This is a genomic window from Micromonospora sp. R311, from assembly GCF_056780015.1.
Window position 1 is genome coordinate 120,909 of the sequence record NZ_JBSWCE010000019.1, and the last position, 19,779, is coordinate 140,687.

At 72.4% G+C, this 19,779-nt stretch carries 12 protein-coding genes; 8 read left to right on the forward strand and 4 right to left on the reverse strand.

The window, feature by feature from the left end:
- Positions 1-435: 435 nt before the first annotated feature.
- From AC1WTP_RS18060 to AC1WTP_RS18070, 3 genes are all read left to right on the forward strand, one after another.
- Positions 436-8,787: a DNRLRE domain-containing protein gene (locus tag AC1WTP_RS18060; protein ID WP_481650427.1), complete on the forward strand. Its 8,352-nt coding sequence runs from the start codon at positions 436-438 to the stop codon at positions 8,785-8,787.
- A gap of 233 nt (positions 8,788-9,020) precedes the next feature.
- Positions 9,021-9,539: a hypothetical protein gene (locus AC1WTP_RS18065; protein ID WP_481650428.1), complete on the forward strand. Its 519-nt coding sequence runs from the start codon at positions 9,021-9,023 to the stop codon at positions 9,537-9,539.
- A gap of 146 nt (positions 9,540-9,685) precedes the next feature.
- Positions 9,686-11,014, forward strand: a complete 1,329-nt coding sequence (locus AC1WTP_RS18070) for a hypothetical protein (RefSeq protein WP_481650429.1) — start codon at positions 9,686-9,688, stop codon at positions 11,012-11,014.
- Between the two features lie 421 nt (positions 11,015-11,435).
- On the opposite strand, the gene AC1WTP_RS18075 is transcribed toward AC1WTP_RS18070, so the two are convergent.
- From AC1WTP_RS18075 to AC1WTP_RS18085, 3 genes are all read right to left on the reverse strand, one after another.
- Positions 11,436-11,714, reverse strand: a complete 279-nt coding sequence (locus AC1WTP_RS18075) for a hypothetical protein (protein ID WP_481650430.1) — start codon at positions 11,712-11,714, stop codon at positions 11,436-11,438.
- 135 nt (positions 11,715-11,849) lie between these two features.
- Positions 11,850-12,170, reverse strand: coding sequence for a GYD domain-containing protein (locus AC1WTP_RS18080; protein WP_481650431.1), 321 nt, complete (start codon positions 12,168-12,170; stop codon positions 11,850-11,852).
- Positions 12,171-12,207: 37 nt separating this feature from the next.
- Entirely contained in the window at positions 12,208-12,429 is a 222-nt protein-coding gene (locus AC1WTP_RS18085) for a hypothetical protein (RefSeq protein ID WP_481650432.1), read from the reverse strand.
- 213 nt (positions 12,430-12,642) lie between these two features.
- On the opposite strand from AC1WTP_RS18085, the gene AC1WTP_RS18090 reads away from it, so the two are divergent.
- From AC1WTP_RS18090 to AC1WTP_RS18105, 4 genes are all read left to right on the forward strand, one after another.
- Positions 12,643-13,326, forward strand: a complete 684-nt coding sequence (locus tag AC1WTP_RS18090; RefSeq protein WP_481650433.1) for a hypothetical protein — start codon at positions 12,643-12,645, stop codon at positions 13,324-13,326.
- A 13-nt stretch (positions 13,327-13,339) separates the two neighbouring features.
- On the forward strand, positions 13,340-13,600 hold the full coding sequence (locus AC1WTP_RS18095; RefSeq protein ID WP_481650434.1) for a hypothetical protein: 261 nt from the start codon (positions 13,340-13,342) through the stop codon (positions 13,598-13,600).
- Positions 13,597-14,001 (forward strand): hypothetical protein, encoded by a 405-nt coding sequence (locus AC1WTP_RS18100; RefSeq protein WP_481650435.1) that lies wholly within the window; start codon positions 13,597-13,599, stop codon positions 13,999-14,001. Before AC1WTP_RS18095 ends, AC1WTP_RS18100 begins: the two co-directional genes overlap by 4 nt.
- Positions 14,002-14,145: 144 nt before the next feature.
- Entirely contained in the window at positions 14,146-15,471 is a 1,326-nt protein-coding gene (locus AC1WTP_RS18105) for an AAA family ATPase (protein WP_481650442.1), read from the forward strand.
- 156 nt (positions 15,472-15,627) lie between these two features.
- On the opposite strand, the gene AC1WTP_RS18110 is transcribed toward AC1WTP_RS18105, so the two are convergent.
- A complete protein-coding gene (locus AC1WTP_RS18110) occupies positions 15,628-16,083 on the reverse strand; it encodes an SRPBCC family protein (RefSeq protein ID WP_481650436.1) in 456 nt (151 codons plus the stop codon).
- Between the two features lie 155 nt (positions 16,084-16,238).
- Here AC1WTP_RS18110 and AC1WTP_RS18115 point away from each other — a divergent pair, with 155 nt between their 5' ends.
- On the forward strand, positions 16,239-19,553 hold the full coding sequence (locus AC1WTP_RS18115) for an ATP-binding protein (protein ID WP_481650437.1): 3,315 nt from the start codon (positions 16,239-16,241) through the stop codon (positions 19,551-19,553).
- Positions 19,554-19,779: the final 226 nt, after the last annotated feature.

Sequence of the window (19,779 nt, forward strand, 5' to 3'; positions counted from 1 at the left end):
GGCGGCCTCAGCCTTCCGCCTCCGCCTGCCGGCAGCTGGTCGCCGTGCGTCCAGGCCTCGGCGCACCGCTGTCCTCGCCGTTGAGGAGGGTGCCACGCGTCGGTGCTGGTGGCGCTTGAAGGGGCCGTCGCCGTGGCGGGTCCACGCGAGCGGCACGTAACAGGACGGGCCGTCCGGCCGCTGAGGTTGACGAGAGCGCCGCACTGGGAGCGGTGCCATTGCGGAACGCAACTTACCGATAGCACATTGCTATAGTCAAGTATTTACATGTACTGATCTAGCCCCGTACGATCGCAGCGTTTGCCCAGCTTGGTCATCGGGGGTTGATCAATGCACGCGTCGCTGTCGGAATCCGTTCGTACTCTCTGGACCTCACTGATCCGGACCATGAGGCGGCGACGCGGCGCAGGCCGCTCCCGCCGTGGAATCGCCGCGGTGCTGGCCAGCCTGCTGGTGCTGTCCCTGCTGCCGGCGTCGTCGGTGGTCGGGCCGCCCGGCGGGACCGGCAATCCGGTCTCCTGGCTGGCCGACCGCCTCAACGGCCTGAAGGACGTGCTCACCGGCAGCGGTCCGGAGGACCGCGAGGGCGAGCTGCGGGCCGGCCCCGGGTGGGCGCCTCCGGGGCGAACGGCCCTGATCGCCCAGGAGAAGCCCAAGCCGCCGGGCAAGCGGGTCAAGGAGATCACCCGGGACCGCACCGCGACCCGGACGGTCTACCAGCTCGATGACGGGCGGTTGCAGACCGAGCTCTCCAGCGTCCCGGTGCGCTACCGGGACGGCTCGGGGGCGTGGCGGGACATCGACACCCGCGTCGCGCCGGTCCGGGACGCCGGATACTCCTACGGCAACGACGGCACCGGCTTCGCCACCCGGTTCGGCGACCGGTCCGACGCGCTGCTCAAGGTCCAGCTCGGCGACCGCCGGCTGACCGTCGGGGTGGCCGGGCCGGCCCGGCGGGTCAGCCCGACCGTCAAGGGCTCCACGGTGACGTACGCCGGGATGTGGGACGGCGCGGACCTCGTCTACGACGTCACCCCGACCGGGGTGAAGGAGTCCATCGTCCTGTCGACGGCGCCGGCCGCCGCGCCGTCCTACGACTTCACCCTGCGCACGGCGGGGCTCACCACGCAGACGCTGCCGGACGGGTCGGTCGGCTTCTTCGCCACCGGCAAGGACACCACCGGCCGGCCGGTCTTCACCTTCCCGAAGCCGTTCATGATCGACGCCAAGCGGGAAGCCGCCTCCCCGCACGGGCACGCCTACTCGGACCAGGTGGCGCTGACCACCACCGGGTCGGGCGCGACCACCACCATCAGCCTCAAGCCGGACCAGGGTTGGCTGGCGGCCGAGGAGCGGCGGTACCCGGTCGTGCTGGACCCGACGATCAGCGTGCAGCCGGACGTCTCCACCGCCCGGGACGCGATGATCGTCTCGTACGGGGCCACCAGCAACTACGAGGGCGACCCGCGGCTCGGCGTCGGCGTCGACCAGTGGGGCAAGGTCCGCAGCCTAATGGCGTTCGACCTGACCGGGGTGGTCCCGACCGGGACCCCGGTCGACGCGGCCGACCTCTCCCTCTACTGGGACAACAGCGTGCTGGCCGGCACCAGCGCCAGCACCCCGGTCGCGCTGGAGGCGCGAGCCGTAACCCAGGCGTGGACGCCGTCCACGGTCACCTGGAACTCGATCAACGCGGCGATGGGCGACCTGGCCGGCACCGCCACCTACAACTCGACCCAGACCAACTCCTGGACCAGCTTCCCGGTGACCAGCATGGTCCGCGAGTGGGCGGCCGGGACCCGGCCGAACCACGGGTTCATGCTCAAGGCCGCCAACGAGGCGCAGGTCGCCGGCGGGCCGATGTTCTGGGCCGGCGAGTTCCCGGTGGCACCGGCCGGTGCATGGCCGACCTACACCACCCGGACCGCGCCGAAGCTCACGCTCACCTTCGGGCTGCCGGCGGTGACCCTGGCCGACGTGCAGACGGTCCGCGCGACCGGCGCCGAGCTCTCCTGGTCGGAGTACGCCGACCCGTCCGCCGCCTCCGGTGACGACCTGGTCGAGTACCAGGTGCACCGCGGCGGCAGCGCCGACTTCGCGCCCTCCGCGGCCACCCTGGTCGCGCCGCTGCCCGACGGCACCACGTCGTACGCCGACAGCACCGCGACGCCCGACACCACCCTGTACTACCGGGTGGTCGTGGTCCGCAGGGACGGGCAGCGGCCGGCGTCCCGGTCGGTGGCGGTGCAGACGCCGCCGGCCGGCTACGTCGACGCGATGCTGCCCACGGTGGCGGACACGACGCTGACCGCCTGCCAGTACACCCAGCCGCACGACCTGCTCAACGGGCGGCCGATGGTGGGCGTCGGGTACGTGCCCGGCGGCGCGGGCATCACCCGGGCGCTGCTGAAGTGGGACGTCTCCCAGATCCCGCCGACGGCGCGGATCACCCAGGCCGAGGGACGCCTGTGGCGCACCCTGCACAACGGCAACGCGGCGTACTTCGCCACCCACGCGGTGACCCGTGCCTGGGACGAGGCCACCGCCACCTGGCTGAACGCCACGGCCGGCACCCGGTGGACGTACGCCGGCGGGGACGCGGTGTCCGCGCCGATCCAGGTGGTCGGCCTGGGCCCGACCCTCAACTCGGTGTGGGTCAACTTCGACCTGACCGGGCAGGTGCAGTCCTGGCGGGCGAATCCCGCCGCCAACCACGGCATCCTGGTGCGGGTCACCCAGGAACCGAACAAGGCCTGCCCGGGCAGCGGTGAGGGCGCCACGTTCGTGTCGGCGGAGGGCGCCGAGCCGTCGGTGCAACCCCGGCTGCACGTCCGCTACACCGACACCACCGTTACCTACCACGCTGCGGCCACCCCGCCCCGGCTGAACCCGGGCGAGACCGTGACGGTGCCGGTGACCGTCACCAACACCACCGCCGAGACCTGGCCAGCCGGCTCCACCCGACTGGGCTACTGGTGGAAGAACCCCGACGGGACGAACGCCGGCAGCCCCGACAACCAGCTGCTGACCGCGCTCCCGGCGGACCTCGCGGCCGGTCAGACCGTCACCGTCAACGCGCAGGTGAAGGCCCCCGCCCTCTCGGGGACGGCCAACAAGGCCGAGGCGTACACGCTGGCCTGGGACCTCTACGACACCAGCACCAACAACTGGAAGTCCGCCTCCCACCAGCTGCCGCAGCTACCGCAGCAGATCCGGGTCGAGGACCCGACCAGCGACCTGCTCGGCCTGGAGAAGTTCTACGCCTACACCGGCAAGAGCACGGGCGGCGGCGGCACCCTGATGACCAACCTCTACGCCGGCAACACGGTGTGGTCGTACAACGCCTTCAGCAACCCGTCGCGCGGCCCGCACACGTTCGTCCGGATGAACTACAACAGCCTGGACACCTCGGCGTCGTCGATGGGCTTCGGCTGGTCGCTGCAGACCTCCACCATCCAACGGCTGGGCTCGCAACTCTCCTTCCACCCACCGGGCCAGAAGTGGCCGAGCCAGGTCCGGCTGACCGACGGTGACGGCACCACCAACGTGTGGGTGCTCGACACCCACGGCCGGGACGTCAAGGACTGCACGCCGACCACCTGTGACTACACCCACCCGCGTGGCGTGCACCTGTACCTGCAGCAGACCGGCTCGGCCGACGCCACCCGCGCCTGGGTGTTCACCAAGCCGGACCGGACCCAGTTCTTCTTCGACGAGGACGGCTTCCAGTCGGCGATCGTGGACAAGAACGGCAACACCATGTCGTTCGTCTACGAGCGGCGCAGGTCCAACAACAAGCCGACCAAGTTCCTCCGGTACATCACCGACGCCACCGGCCGGCGGACGCTGACGCTGGACTACTACGACAAGGGCGACAGCTACCGCTACATCGACGACGACACCTGGCAGGAGGTCGCCGCCGACAACCTGACCAACCCGTTCATCATCGACAACGTCAAATCGGTGACGGACATCGCCGGCCGGACGATCACCTTCACGTACACCGGCAAGGGCCTGATGGCCAAGATGGTCGACGGCGCCGGCTCCGCGCAGCCCAAGGTCTTCGGTTTCCGCTACGACGCCACCCAGGGCAACAAGAACGTCAAGCTCATCAAGGTCACCGACCCGCGCAACCACGACACGAACCTGAGCTACTACACGGCGCCGGTCGACCCGCAGAACAAGTGGAAACTGCAGGACCTGACCGACCGGATCGACGGGGTCACGCACTTCGACTACGTCGACCCGGACGGGCCGCAGGGCGGGAAGATCCACGCCACCGCCACCGACCCGCTCCAGCACGACACCCGGTTCGTCCTGGACGCCTACGGGCGGCCGGAGTCGGTCACCAACGCCAAGAACCAGAGCGTCACGGTCCAGTGGGACGGCGACCACAACGTCACCCGGCTGACCGACGCCAAGGGCGGCTACCAGACCTGGGACTACGACCCGAAGACCGGCTACCCGCTGACCGTCAAGACGGCGGAGGCGAACAGGAACGGCTGGCCCGGCACCACGCTGAGCTACCGGACCAGCCTCAACGGGTACGTCGCCGACCTGACCGAGAAGTCCTCGCCGGAGGGCCGCACCTGGCAGTTCGGCTACGACACCAAGGGCAACCTGCGGACGGTCACCGACCCGGTCGGCACCACCACGGCCGACCCGGCGGACTACACCACCAGCTACGACTACGACAGCGCCGGCCAGCTGACCCGGGTGACCGACGCCAACGGCCACACCACCGACCACGACCTCTTCGACCCGAACGGCTACCCGCGCACCATCACCGACCACCTGGGCAACGCCACCACCTTCGGCTACGACGCGCGGGGGCGCGTCACCCAGGTCACCGACGCGCTGGGCACGAAGACCACCCAGGCGTACGACGTCTTCGGCCGGCCGTTGGAGCGCACGGTCCCCAAGGACCAGGACGCCGGTGACGTGATCACCACGCCGGCGCCGGAGTACGACGCGAACGACAACATCCTGAAGGCGTTCGCGCCGAACGGCACGGTCAGTGTGGCCGAGTTCGATCCGGCGGACCGGGTGACGTTCATCCTCGCCCCGAAGGACGAGCCGGACGACCCGGAACGGAAGACCTCGTACACCTACGACGCGGTCGGCAACCAGCTGACGGTCACCGAGCCCAAGGGCAACCTCACCCCGACCGCCGGCGACTACACCACCACCAACACCTACAACGAGATCTACCAGCTGGTGACGGTGACCAGCGCCAACGGCGACAAGATCACCTCCAGCTACGACGAGGTCGGCAACCTCACGATGGTGGTGGACCCGCGGAAGAACGCCACCGCGGACCCGGACGACTTCACCGAGAAGCGCAGCTACGACCTGGACCACCGGATCACCACCGTCACCGACGCGGCCGGCCACACCAGGTCGACCGAGTACGACAAGGACGGGCTGGCGGTCGCCACGATCGACCAGGAGGGCAACCGCTCGACCGTCCGCCACAACGAACGCGGCGACGTGATCGAGCAGAAGGTGCCGTACCGAAACGACAACGGCACCATCGTCCACAACACCAGGCAGTACCACTACGACGAGGTCGGCAACCGCACCAAGGTGGTCACCCCGCGCGGCGTCGCCACCGCGACCGCCGACGACTTCACCTACCAGACCGTCTACGACGAGCTGAACCGGGTCAAGGAGCAGTGGACCGCCTACGACCCGAACGACTCCCGCTACCACAAGCCGGACAAGACGATCTACGAGTACGACCCGGTGGGCCGGCTGGCGACGGTGTCCGCGCCCCCCTCCAGCGGGGAGTCCGTGCGCAACGACACCACCTACACCTACTGGGACAACGGCTGGACGAAGTCGTCCACCGACCCGTGGGACATCGTCACCTCCTACGACTACAACGTCCTCGGCCAGCAGACCGAGAACACGCTCACCTCGGCCGGCGGGTCGGTGTCCCGGACGATGCGCTGGGACTTCTACCCCAGCGGCAACCTCAAGGCGCGCAGCGACGACGGCGTGCCGGTCGGCCAGCAGGCCGTGCTGGTGGACAACTCCGACTTCAACAACGCCGCCAGCGCCGGCGCCTGGCCGGCGGCCACCGCCGGCACGTTCCAGGGGTACGACTACCGGACCAGCGGCGCGGGCACCGGGGCGGACACGTTCACCTGGGACCTCGTCATCCCGCAGGACGGCGACTACGACGTCTACGTCCGGTACCCGGAGGTGGCGGGGGCGGCGTCGGACGCCCCGGTCACCGTCGAGCACGCCGGCGGCTCCGCCACCACCCGGGTCGACCAGACCGCCGGGGCCGGCACCTGGGTGAAGCTGGGCCGGTACGCGTTCACCGCGGCCGGCACCAACCAGAAGATCACCCTGACCGACGACGCGAACGGCACGGTCGTCGCCGACGCGGTCAAGCTGGTCCGCGACAACAGCGCGGACGTCGACAACGAGAAGAAGAACTTCACCTACCGGTACGACCCGAACGGCAACCTGGTCGAGGTCCGCGACCTGAGCCCGGACGCCCGCGTCGACAGCTACGTCACCAGCTACGACGGGCTCAACCGGGTGACCACCGTGGAGGAGCGGGTCGGCAGCGGCGTGCGCAACCGCACCGCCTTCACCTACGACCCGAACGCCAACGTCGACACCCGCACCCACGACGCCACCTGGTCGCGGTTCGAGTACGACGTACGGGACCTGCTGACCACGGTGACCAACGCCGCCTCGGCGTCGGCCACCGACAAGCGGGTCACCACCTACCGGCACACCCCGCGGGGTCAGGTGGAGCACCAGGTCAAGCCGGACGGCAACACCGTCGACTTCGACTACTACCTGAACGGCGCGATCCGGCACCAGGTGGAGAAGCGGGCCGGCGGCGCGGTCGTCGCCGAGCACACCCTGGAGTACACGGCCAACGGCGATCCCGCCCGGGACGTGGCCCGGGTGATGAACGCCGACGACGGCGCGGCGTACGTGGAGAACACCTACACCTTCAGCTACGACCCGCAGGACCGGATCGCCCGGGTCGACAAGACCGGGGCCAACCCCACCGTCGAGTCGTACGTCCACGACGCCAACAGCAACGTCATCACCCAGACGGTCAAGGACGTCACCACCAACCACAACTACGACCGCAACCGGCTGATGACCTCCACGGCCGTGGGCGGGCTGACCTCGAAGTACAACTACGACCCGCTGGGCCGGCTGGACACCGTCTCCACCGGCGGGCAGGTCACCGAGAAGTACCGCTACGACGGCTTCGACCGGATCGCCGAGCTCCGCTCGGGGGCCGGGAGCGCCGCGAAGACCACCCGGTACGTCTACGACCCGTTCGACCGCACCGCCTCCCAGACCACGAACGCCGGCGGGACGGGCGAGAAGACCACCACCTTCACCTACCTGGGCACCTCGGGCGACGTGCTGTACGAGGAGGTCGCCGGCAAGGTCACCAAGTCGTACGAGTACTCCGCCTGGGGCAAGAAGCTCACCCAGCTGAAGAAGAAGGACGACGGCGGCACGGAGATCTCCCACTACACGTACCACCCGAAGGGTGACGTGGAGGCGATCACCAAGCACGAGGACGGCACCACCCGGGCCACCTACGGCTACACCGCCTACGGCGACAACGACGACAACAGGTTCACCGGTGCCGACAAGCCCGACGCGCAGAACCCGGACGCCGAGCCCTACAACTCCTACCGGTTCAACGGCCACCGCTGGGACCAGGCGTCCGGCACGTACGACATGGGGTTCCGCAACTACGACCCCGGCCTGAACCGCTTCCTCAGCCGTGACATGTACAACGGGGCGCTCGACGACCTGACCCTGGCGATCGACCCGTTCAGCGGCAGCCGGTACGCCTTCGCCGGCGGAAACCCGATCTCCAACGTCGAACTCGACGGGCACGGGTTCTTCGACGCGGTGAAGAGCTTCGCCTCCGGCGTGGTCGACCACATCAAGGAAGACCCGCTGCAGTTCCTCGGCGAGGTCGCGGTCGGCGTGGGGGTGGCCCTCGCGGTGGGCGCCGTCTGCTCCACCGGCGTCGGCTGCGTGATCCTCGCCGGGGCGGCGGCCGGGGCGGCGAGCGCGGCCTACGGCTACGGCACCGACGTGGCCCAGGGCGAACACTCCTGGGACTGGGGCGACTTCGGCAAGAACGTGCTGATCGGTGGCGTTGTCGGGGCGGCCACGGCCGGCATCGGCAAGGGCATCAAGGGCGGCTGGAACAAGATCCGCGGCAAGGGCGGCAACCCGTCGGCCCCGCCGGCCCAGGCGCCCGCGCCCCACGCGGGAGCGCCCGAGCCCACCTCGACCCCGGCGCCGCCGGCGGCCGCTCCGGCGCCGGCGCCGGCCCGGCCGGCCACCGTCCCGTCGCCCCGGGGCACCGGGGGCAGCAAGCCTCCCGTGGTCGAGGTGCAGCCGCCCTCCCCCGGCCTGACGCAGGCCGAGAGCCTCGCCCAGTTGGAACGCCGGCTTCCCGCCTTCGCGCTGTTCAGCCGGACGGCGGCCACGTCGAGCCGGACCTACGTGGGTGCGCTGAACACGCGGACCGGGCAGACGGCCCTCGCCTCCTCGGGTGGGATGCCGGGGTGCGCCGCGTACTGCGCCGAAGGAAACGCCCTGTTGGCGCTCGGCGGGAACCCCAGTGAGGTGCTCTTCACCGGAGCCGTCACCGTCCGGAGGAGCGCCCAGGGCGCGCTGGAGGCCGTGCCGATGCCCGTCTGCGTGAAGTGCCAGCTCGACTATCCGAGGTCCAACTTCCTACCCGGGGTCCGCGGTGCCCCCGGTGGGTCCTGGTGAGACCGACGACCCGACGAGCGACGTACGCATCGAGCAGGAGAGGGTGAGCCGCGGCGGGCGGCCCCGCCCGGTCCCTCCGACATCCAGTCGGAGGCGCGGGAGGGGCCGCCGCCGCGGCACGGAACGCCACGGGAAGGACGGCAGGGCTCGTGCGCGTGCCCGGCGCAGGTCATGCCGGCGACGGTCGGCTCGTGCGAGGATGCCGACCGGTGTCGAGGAGAGGCGGGGAGGCAGTGTCGACGGAGATCGTTGAGCTCGAGATCGCACGGTACGACTGGGACGCTCTGCGGTGCGGCTGCGGCGGGAGCGCGGCCCACGTCGCGGAGGAACTGTCGGCGCTGGCCCGGGCCGGTACCGAGGACGACGCACGCTTCGAGGTGCTCGAGGGGCACGTCATGACCCCCGAGGTGCTGCTGGAACCCGCGCTCCCCGTGGTCTCCGTGGCGCTGGCGGCACTGGCGGACACGGTCGCACCGCCGGCTCGCCTGAAGTTTCTCGAGATTCTGCTGCTCATCGTGTCGGCGGAGAGCCAGTCGGCCGAACTCGCGCTGCTCGGCAGGGACCTCCCCGGCGAATGCCGCACGGCGGCAGGAGGCGGCCTGTGGCTGCTCTATTCGGAGGTCTTCTCCGGCGGGTCGGTGGGATCGTCGAGCTACGCCTACGAGATTCTGACGATCATCGAGGAAGACCCCGACCGGCTCGAACGCGCGCGGGACGCCGCCGGCGATCGGTTGAGCTGGGATCTGCGCTGAGCTTCGAGACGACCGGCTGACGTCACGGTTTTCGGTATCCGAAGCATCAGGTCGCGCGACGTTCGCGGCCCGACGCTTCTGGCGCGGCCACCTCGCGGGGCATGCCGGCGTCCACCTCGGTGCGTGGGACTGCTATCAAGGGCGGCGTGGTCATCCGGGCAATCGCCGTCGTCTGCCTGATCTTTCCGCTGATCGGGATCTGGCTGATGCTCGTGGCGGCGTACGCGTCCTTCGTCGTCCGGCCCGTCTACGCGCACGTGCTGGCGAACCGGCGGTTCGTCCTCGTCCGCCGCTACGGCCCGGCCGGCGCCCTGCGCCGCCTGCCGCTCCGGCGGCCCGATCCGGCGCGGATCACGTCGGCGATCCGGCACGCCGGGCCGCTGTACGTGGTGCCCTGGGCCGGCTTCAGCGTCGGCGCGGCGCTGCCGCTGCTGCTGAGCTTCGCGCTTCCCAGCGACGAGGAGCAGCTCCAGGAGGCGCTCCTCGAAGCCGCCCTGGCGGCCGGGGCCATCGGCGCGCTGATCGCGGTCCTCGCCTGGATCCGCGGCCTCGGCTACGTCGCCCGCCCCGACCTGCCGCGCCGGGGAAACCTGCCCCGGCTGGCCTTCCCGACCGGCACCACCGCCGAGGGGCGCGCCCGGGTCGCGCTCAACGCCTTCGGGTACGCGCAGATCGGGCCATTGGCCGTGGTCGGCTTCCTCTACCCGTGGCTGCTGCTGTTCGCCCTCGATGCCGGCCTGCCCGACACGTCCCCGGACCAGCCGGGCGGCCCGCCCGGGCTCTCCATCTCACCGCTGGTCGGGATCGGTTACCTGCTGCTGTTCTTCGTGCCCACCGCGCTCGCCGTCCGGGCGACGGCCGGGTTGCTGCGGCGGCGGCTCGCGGCCAGCGCCGCCGTGGTGGCCATCGCCGAGTTCCTCGGCCCGCCACCGGCCCCGAAGCCCTCCGACGCGGCCGACCGGCTGGCCGACCGTGTGCCCGACCCGCTGCGGCACACGCGGGACCGGCTGGTGCGGGTCGCCGAACGGTTGACCGAGGCGGCCCGGCAGCTGGACGCCCGGCAGCGCCGCGGCTTCACCCCGCACCCGCTCGCGACGGCGCTGCGGGGCAGCGCGAACCGCGTACACGAATTCCTCGCCAGCGACCGGGCCCTGTCGCCGGCGCCGCCGGACGACCTGGTCCGCGTGCTCGCCCTGACCTTCCAGGTGCTCGTCGGCCCGGCCCGGCCCGAGCCCCTCGCCGAGCTGGCCGGCCTGGTGGCCGCGTTCGACGAGGCGGGAGCGCCGGCGGTCGCGCTGCACGCCCGGCCGCCGGGTCGCCTCTCCACGGCCCTCACCCGGGCCACCACCGGCGTCGAGCGCGCGGTGCTGCTGCTCGGCGGTACGGCCACCATCGTCGGCCTGATCCTCGCCGTGGTGCTCGCCGCGCTCGGTAGCGGCGATGCGAACAGCCTCATCGGCCACCTGATCCGCTGACCTCGTTCCGGTCCGGAGGTGGGCCGGCGGGGACTATGGTCACCTGCCCCGGCTCACGTACGCCATGCCCGCCGGAGACCACGTTCGGCCTCAAACTGCCGCGGGGAGTAGCCCTGTTCTCCCGGATGGCGTCTGCCGATGCCTCTCGTCCGAGGATATGCGTCGGCCCTCATGCGGATGGTCTACACCTCGACGCCGGACGAGCTGTTCTTCCCCGCCCGCCAGCGGCTGAGCTTTCCGACCCGCTCGCGCTCTCCCGGCGGGCCTTCGCCGGGCTGTTCGAGCTCGGCGAGGCGGTCTGCGGCAGCGGGTGGGCCGAGTCGGTGCTCCGGTGGCGGTTCGACGATGCGCTGCTCGCCGTGACCACGACGCTGTTCATCGCCGGGGAACCGGTGGAGATCGAGGAGTTGCGGCAGCTCGCCTACCAGGCGGCAGTTGACGGGCTGGGATTCGCCCCGGTACCGATGAGCAGGAGGAAGACTGGCGCCAACTCGCCGGCAACGACACCGACCGGTTGCTCGACCAGTTGGCCGGGCTCGGCGCGATCGAGCAGGGCGTGGCGGCCACCCTGACCCCCTTGGGCGTCGGTCTGCTCGCCGGACACCTGCGTGAGCTGGGCGTGACCGTGCCGACCATCGACCAACTGGCACAGGAGACCGCAGAGGTGGCTGTCGCCACCGCCACCGGACACCGCCGCCACCCTCATGCGCACCTGGTGCGCACGCGACCCGGCCACCGCATCAACGGAGCTGCGGGCGCTGGCCGAGCGCACCGACGATGCCGAGCATCGCCGGCTCGCCCTGGGGTACGCCTGAACCGCGCCCGCGGTCAGGTGTCATCTGCCCGGGGGCTGATATTCGAGCCGCTCCCGGGTCGCCTCGTCGATCTCGTCCGCGGTCAGGATCGGGGTGACCCGGGTGTCCACCCCGCCCTTCGCGCGGATGTCGATGGCCAGCGCGGCCGCGGTCTTGTGGTCCGGCAGGTCGCACACCACATAGGTGTCGTCCGCGCCGAATCCGAAGTACATCGACTCCATGCTCCCGCCGGCGCCTTCGATCATTTTCCGGACCACCTCGACGCGTTTGGTGCCGCCGTCGGTGGTCAGCCCTTTGATCCCGTCGACCGTGTAGGTCGACTTCAGTAGGAATTTGGCCACGCCGCCATCACCTCCTGAGAATTGGCCGCCGCAGAGCTCAGCTCGTGCCCTGCCGCTGCACCCGTTCGGCGCCCTCGACCTTGGCCCGGTCCTGGTCGCCTTCGGTGCCCGCCGAGCCGGTCGCGGTGCGCAGGTGGCGGGCCTTCGGCGAGTGCTCCACCGGCGAGCCCTGGTGACCTCGCGCGCCGCTGCCCGGATGGCGCCGCCCGCGCGCCGACTCGCCGCCCGGATCGTGCTTGTTCTCCTTGTGGCTACCCATGGGCGGCGCGTACCCGGTACGCCGGCCGCTACGCCTCGCCGGCTCCGTCCACGGGTGGATGCCCGCCGGCAGCGATCAAGACAGCACAGATCACGAATTCACGCCGCCACCAATCAGGGCCGTCAATGTCGTACTCCCGATAACGCGGCGGTTCAGGTGATCTGTCGCGGCCACTAGGGTCCGGGGGCAAAGGCCGTCAATGAAAGGCGGACGATGAATCCCACTTCCCATTCGCTGTCCCGGCGCGGGCTGCTGGTCGGCTCCGCGGTGGCCTCGGCCGTCACCGTAGCCGGCGTGACCGGCGCCCAGGCCGCCGCCGGCGCCAGCCCGCCCCGCGCCCCACTCGTCACCCGGGACCGGATCGCCACCGCCCGGCTGCCCGGCCCGGCCCGGTTCCAGGCCGACTTCCACGAGCGGCTCGCCACCTGGCTGGCCTTCTGGTCGGCCAACACGCCCCGCAGTTGGAGCACCCCGGTGGAGGTGGCCGGCCGGGTCGGCCCGACCGGCGACGCCTTCACCCTGCACGGCATCCGCTACCTCCGTGACGACCGGCTGCGTGACGGCTTCACGGCCGAGCGGGTGGACGACGCCTGGTGGGCGACGGCGGCGAGCCTGCACCACCACTTCCCGTCCGTCCGTCCGGAGCCCGGCGGCGGGTTGCGGGTGACCGACCAGCCGGCCGGCTTCACCGGCTCGGCGGACCAGGTCGCGTTCGCGGTCGCCGCGTGCCGCGAACTCTGGGGCGTTCCGGCGGTCACCGCCGCCAGCTGGCGGGACCACGCCGGGCGGGCGCTCGTCCGCGCCGGCCACCGGGCCGACGCCGCCACCCGCTCCGGGTGGGCGGCCTTCACCAGAGCCAGTCTGCGGCGCGGGCTGCGGACCGAATCGTACGAGTAGTCGGAGGTATGACATGGCACGCAGCGAGTTCCGGTTCGTGGTCGACGGCGTCGAGCTGACCACCGAGCAGCAGAGCCGCATCGCCGGCGAGATCCAGAAGGCCGGGTTGAACGCCCTGGCCGCCGTCAACACCAACCTGACCAACCCGCTCACCGTCGGGCACGCGAACCTCCGGCTCCGCCCCGAGTGGTACGGCCTGTGGCTGATCGACGGCCCGTTCGCCGACGAGCTCGGCCAGAAGATCAACGACATCGGTTTCTGGATGCAGAAGTGACGGACCCCGTCCACCGGCCGGATCCGCCGGAGCGGATGTGCCCGAGTACGCCCGCGGTCAACGCCACGGTCTTCCTCGGCATGATCACTCCGGCGGGTCGGGTCGCCTACGTCACGCCGCAGCTGCCGGCAGAGGTGGCGCTCGCCGCTCAGGCCGACTCGGATACTCCGGTGGAGTCCCGCTACCGGCTCGCCGGCCCCTGCGTCACCTCCAAGTGCGGCTTCTGGACCGGCGACCACTGCGGCCTCGGCGAACGCCTGGTCGCCTCGTACCAGGAGACGGCCGAAGCTTCCGACAACACGTTGCCCCGTTGTGCGATCCGGCGGACCTGCCGCTGGTTCGCCGAGCAGGGCGCCGCGGCCTGCGCCGCCTGCGCCCACGTCATCACCGACGCCCACTGACCACGCAAGCGTCCTGAGGGAAACCGTGCACACATCCCCTCTATATAGCGGGGCCGTCGCGCCGGTCGTGGGGAGTGGTTCGCCCCGCGCGGCAGGTCTGCCGATAGTGTTCCGGAAACGACCGTGTTGGGGTGAGGGCAGGTGCTGGCTGGGCTCGCGGTGCCACCCGCGGTGGAAGCGGAACAGGTGATCACGGCCGTGCTGGCCGATCTGCGGTCCGGCGACCATCGCGGCGTGGTGGTCGACTCGCCGCCCGGGGCCGGCAAGTCGACCCTGGTGGTACGCGCCGCCGTCGAGCTGGCCGCCGCCGGCGAGCCACTGATCGTGGTCGCGCAGACCAACGAGCAGGTCGACGACCTGATCGACCGTCTGGCGCGGCAGGCGCCCGAGCTGCCGATCGGCCGGCTCTCCGCCACCGACTACCGGCCGTCGGATCGGGTCACGGGGCACGAGACGGTGCGGGTCGCCGCGAAGGTCACCGACCTCGGCACCGCGGCCGTCATCATCGGTACCGCCGCCAAGTGGGCCACCGTCACCGAGGGCACCTGGCCGTGGGCGATCGTCGACGAGGCGTACCAGATGCGCTCGGACGCCCTGCTGCGCGTCGCCGGCAGGTTCGCGCGGGCGCTGTTCGTCGGCGATCCCGGGCAGCTCGATCCGTTCTCCACGGTCGACACCGCGCGGTGGACGGGCCTCACCTGGGACCCGATGCAGTCCGCGGTGGCGGTGCTGCTGCGCCACAACCCGGAACTTCCCGTACACCGGCTGCCGGTGTCCTGGCGGCTGCCCGCCTCGGCGGCGCCGGTGGTGGCCTCGGCGTTCTACCCCTTCACCGGGTTCCGGGCCGGCACCGGCCCGGACGACCGGGCGTTGTCGCTGACCAGGGCCGGGCCGGGCGACGCGGTCGACGCGGCGGTCGAGCTGGCCGCGACGTCGGGCTGGGGGCTCTACCAGCTGCCGGCGGGACACACCCTCCGGGCGGACGTGGCGGCGGCCTCGGCCTGCGCGGCGCTCGCGGTGCGGCTGCTGGAGCGGGAGGCGGTCGCCGTCTCCGAGCACCGGCCGGCGGGTACGCCGGTGACCGCGGACCGGATCGCGATCGGGGCGGCGCACCGCGACCAGGTGGCCGCCGTCCGCGCGCGGCTCGGCGCCGCCGGAGCGGGCATCACCGTCGACACCGCCAACCGGCTCCAGGGCCGCGAGTACGACGTCACCATCGTGCTGCACCCGCTCTCCGGGCGGCGGGACGCCACGACGTTCCACCTGGAGTCGGGGCGGCTCTGCGTGCTGGCGTCCCGCCACCGGCACGCGTGCATCGTGGTGGCGCGGGATGGGATCGCCGACCTGCTCGACGCCCACCCGTCGACCGAGCCGATGCACCTCGACGTCGCGGTGAAGTTCCCCGACGGCTGGGAGGCGAACCAGTCGATGATGACCCACCTGGACCGGCACGCGGTCCGGTCTCCCTAGCGGCACGGCGGCGGCCGGGGCGCAGCCCGACCCCCATGCGCTCACGCGGTCCGACCGTCGCGCTGCCCCGATGACCGGCTCGGAGGACGTTGGTCCCATAGATGGGGCAGCTCGACAGCGTCCGCATCCCTCGTCGCGGAAGAGCCGCTTGCCGGCTCATGCCGTCGCCGCCGTGAGCTTGTCCAGCGCCGAGGTCCAACCGCCCGCGACGTTCTCCGCGACGTGCGGCATCGCCTCGGCGAGCGCGTCGAGCCGTTCGTGCAGCAGGGTCAGCGCGGTGCCGCCGCCGGGGGCGGGGCGCAGCGTCACGGTGAGCCGGGATTCGTAGGTGGTGCCCGCGGTGCGCTCCGAGCCGACGAACGCCCACCGCCAGGCGATCCGCTCGTCCGGGACCAGCTCGACCAGTTCGCAGTCGAAGCCGCCCACGTCCGTGCCGGCGTCGGTGTGCCAGACCTGGTAGCGACCGCCGACCCGCTCGTCGACCTCGACCCGGGCCGCCGCCAGGTCGGCCGGCGCCATCCAGCGCCGCAGCAGCTCCGGCTCCAGCCAGGCCCGGTAGACCCGGTGCGGTGCCGGGTCGAGGGTGCGTTCCAGGCGTACGACCAGACTCATCTCCGCTCCTCCGGATGCTCGCGCAGCAGCTCTTCGCGGGCGTCGAGCCGCTCGGTCCAGGTCGGCCCGTTCCAGCACCTGTTTCTGGTTGAACTTATTCGTCTGGGATCGGGAAGCGGCGGGATGTCCGACGGTTCGGCTACCGTCTGGGCGTCATGGATCCGCGGTTCGGCGAGGTCGTCATCGGGCGGGAGCACCCCGCGGGTCTGCTGCGCGCCGAGGTCGACCGGGCGGCCGCCAGCCACGGCGGCCTGGTGCTGGTCGCCGGCGAGCCCGGCATCGGCAAGACCACCCTGGTCACCGCCGCCGCCAAGGAGGCACGCGAGCGCGGCGCGCTGGTGCTCGGCGCCGCCTGCTGGGACTCCGACAGCGCCCCCGGCTACTGGCCCTGGGTGCAGGTGCTGCGCGGGCTGCGCCGCTCGCCCGACGACTGGGCGGTGGCCCGGGAGGCCGCCGAGCCGGGCCTGGCCGCGCTGCTCGGCGAGGCGCTCGACCGCGCCGGCCAGGAGGCGCGCGAGGCGGCCGACGCCGACCGGGACGAGTTCGACCTCTACGACGCGGTGACCACCGCGCTGGTCGCGGTCTCCCAGCGCCGCCCGGTGGTGGTCGTCCTCGACGACCTGCACTGGGCCGACCCGGCCTCGATGCGGCTGCTCCAGTTCGCCGCCCAGCACACCTGGTTCGAGCGGCTGCTGCTGGTCGGCACCTACCGCGACGCCGAGGTGGAGGCCGTCGACCACCCGCTGCGCCCGCTGCTGATGCCGCTGGTGGCGAAGGCGACCACGATCACCCTCACCGGTCTCGGCCGCGACGAGGTCGGCGCGCTGATGACCCGCACCGCCGGCCGCGAGCCGGACGCCGCGCTGGTCGACGAGGTGCACCGGCGCACCGGCGGCAACCCGTTCTTCGTCGAGCAGACCGCCCGGCTCTGGCGCGCCGACGGCCAGGTCAGCACGATCGCCCCCGGCGTACGGGAGGCGGTGCGGCGGCGGCTCGCGCAGCTGCCCGCGCCGGTGGTCGAGGTGCTCACCGTCGCCGCCGTGCTCGGCCGCGAGTTCCACCGGCAGGTCCTCGCGGCCGGCGGCGGCGCACCGGCGGCGCAGGTCGACCGGCTCCTCGACCGGGCGGTGACCGCCCGGCTCGTGCTGGCCCGCGGCGGCGGTCGGTTCGCCTTCGCCCACGACCTGGTCCGGGAGACCCTCTACGACGGGCTCGCCGACGACGACCGGCGGGCCCGGCACGCCGCCGTGGTGCGGGCGGTCGACGGCTCGGCGGCGCTCGCCGAGCGGCTGATCCCGGCCGACCTGGCCCGGCACGCCCACCTCGCCGGCGACCAGCTCGACCCGTCCCGGGCGGCCGAGCTGCTGGTCGCCGCGGCCCGGGACGCCGGCCGCCGGCTGGCCGTGGACGAGTCGCTGACCCACTTCCGGCGGGCACTGGAGGTGGCCGCCGACCCGACCCAGCGCGTGAAGCTCATGATCGAGCTGGGCCAACAGCTGCACCACGTCGGCGACGGAGACGAGGCCCGACGCCTCTTGGACGCGGCCGCCGAGCTGGCCCTCACCGTCGACGACCCGGTGGTGCTGGCCCGCGTCGCCCTCACCGTCCACCGGCACCACCAGGCCGGCGCCGCGGGCACTCCCGACCGGGAGGACCTGCTGCGGGAGGCGTACCGGCGGCTGATCGGCGAGCCCGATCCGGCCGCCCCGGCCGGCACCCTCGTCACCGACCTGATCACCGCCACCGAGACGCGCGCCCGGCGCGGCCACGACGACGAGGCGCTCACCTTCAGCCTGTGGGCCCGGCACGACACCACCTGGGGGCTCGGCACGGCCGCCGACCGGGCCGCGATCACCGCCGAGATCCGCGAGGTGGCGCGCCGGAGCGACGACCGGGAGACCGCGCTCTGGGCGACCTCGCTGCGCTGGGTCGCCCTGCTGGAACTCGGCGACCCGCGCTACCACACCGAACTCACCACCTTCGTCACCGAAGCCGGCACGGGCGACGCCCGGCACCGGTTCGCCGCGAACATCGACGGCGGCATCATCGCCGCCTTCCGGGGCGACTTCACCCGCGCCGGCGAACTCTTCGCCGAGTTGGGCGACCTCAGCGAGTGGGAGCACTCCGACTTCGCCTTCATGCGCCACCACCTGCGCTGGTCCTGGCTGCTGCTGCAGGGCCGGTTCGACGAGGCCGAAACCCTGCTCGACGGGCTGGACCCGGGCGACTACCCGTACCTGCAACTGGTCCGGGCCATCAGCGCCGCCGAGCGCGGCGACGGCGCGACCGCGCTCCGGCTGACGGCCGCCATCGAGGCGGCCGGCACGACGTACCCCCGGGCGGTGTCGCCGCTGTGGCTGCGGCTGCGCGCGCAGGTCGCCGCCGCGACCGGCGACCCGCGGCGCTGCGCCGAGGCGCGCGAGGCGCTGGCGCCGCACCGCGGGCAGTGGATGGCCGCGCTCTTCGGCTGCGACGTCAGCGGCCCGGTCGACCACTGGCTGGCCCTGGTCGACGCCGCGCAGCAGCGCTGGGACGACGCGGTGGCCGGGTTCGCCGCGGCCCGCGACGCCGCCGACCGGATGGGCGCCCGGCCCTGGTCGGTGCTGGCCCGCGCCGCGCTGGCCGACGCGCTGACCGGGCGCGACCGTCCCGGCGACGTGGCCGCCGCCACCGCGCTGCGCGCCGCCACCGCCCGCGACGCCGCCACCCTCGGAATGCACCAGGTTGCCGGCCCGCCGACCGGCGCGGTGCCCGCCCAGGCCGGCCCGCTGACCGGCGTGTCGCCGCCCGCCGGCCACCCCGCGGCCGGCGTCTCGGCCGCCGTGACGAGTCCCGCGCCTGCTGGCCAGCTCTCGGCCGTAGCGTCAGCCGCCGGGGTGACGCCCGCACACGCCGGCGCCGTCGGGCAGCAGCCGCCGGTCGAGGCGTACGAGTTCCGCCGCGACGGGCCGGTCTGGCAGCTCGGCTACGCCGGCACGGTGGTGCACCTGCCCGACGCGAAGGGCCTGCACGACCTGCACCTGCTGCTGAGCCGCCCCGGCGTCGACGTGCCCGCGGTCGAGCTGCTCGATCCGGCCGCCGGGCCGGAACTCGTCGCCGCCCGCAGGATGGGGGGCGACCCGGTGCTCGACGACGAGGCGAAGGCCCGCTACCGGCGGCACCTGGCCCGGCTCGACGACGAGATCGACCGCGCCGCCGAGCGCGGCGACGAGCCGAAGGTGGCCGCCCTCGACGCCGAGCGTGCGGCGCTGCTCGCCGAACTGCGTGCCGCCGCCGGGCTGGCCGGCCGCAGCCGCCGCCTCGGCGACGAGGCCGAGCGGGCCCGCAAGACGGTGACCGCCCGGATCCGGGACGTACTGCGCAAGCTCGACGACCGGCACCCGGCGCTCGCCGCCCACCTGCGCGACACCGTCACCACCGGCGGCACCTGCCGCTACCTCCCGCCCGATCCGCTGCCCTGGCGCCTCTGAGCTTGGCGTTAACCCGGTCAGTCGCTTGTCGTACTCGGTCGTCGCCGCGCTGGAGAGCGGCCGGACATCATGGACGGCCCTGCTGGACGTGGGCAAGACCGTCAAAAGAAGCCTGTCCTTACCGCGATGCGGGAAAGACAGGTTGAACGACAAGGTGTGCCACGAACGCAAGGAGGAGCTTATGTAGGTAGAGCGACTTTATGCGGTGCTGTGCAGGAGATGAAGG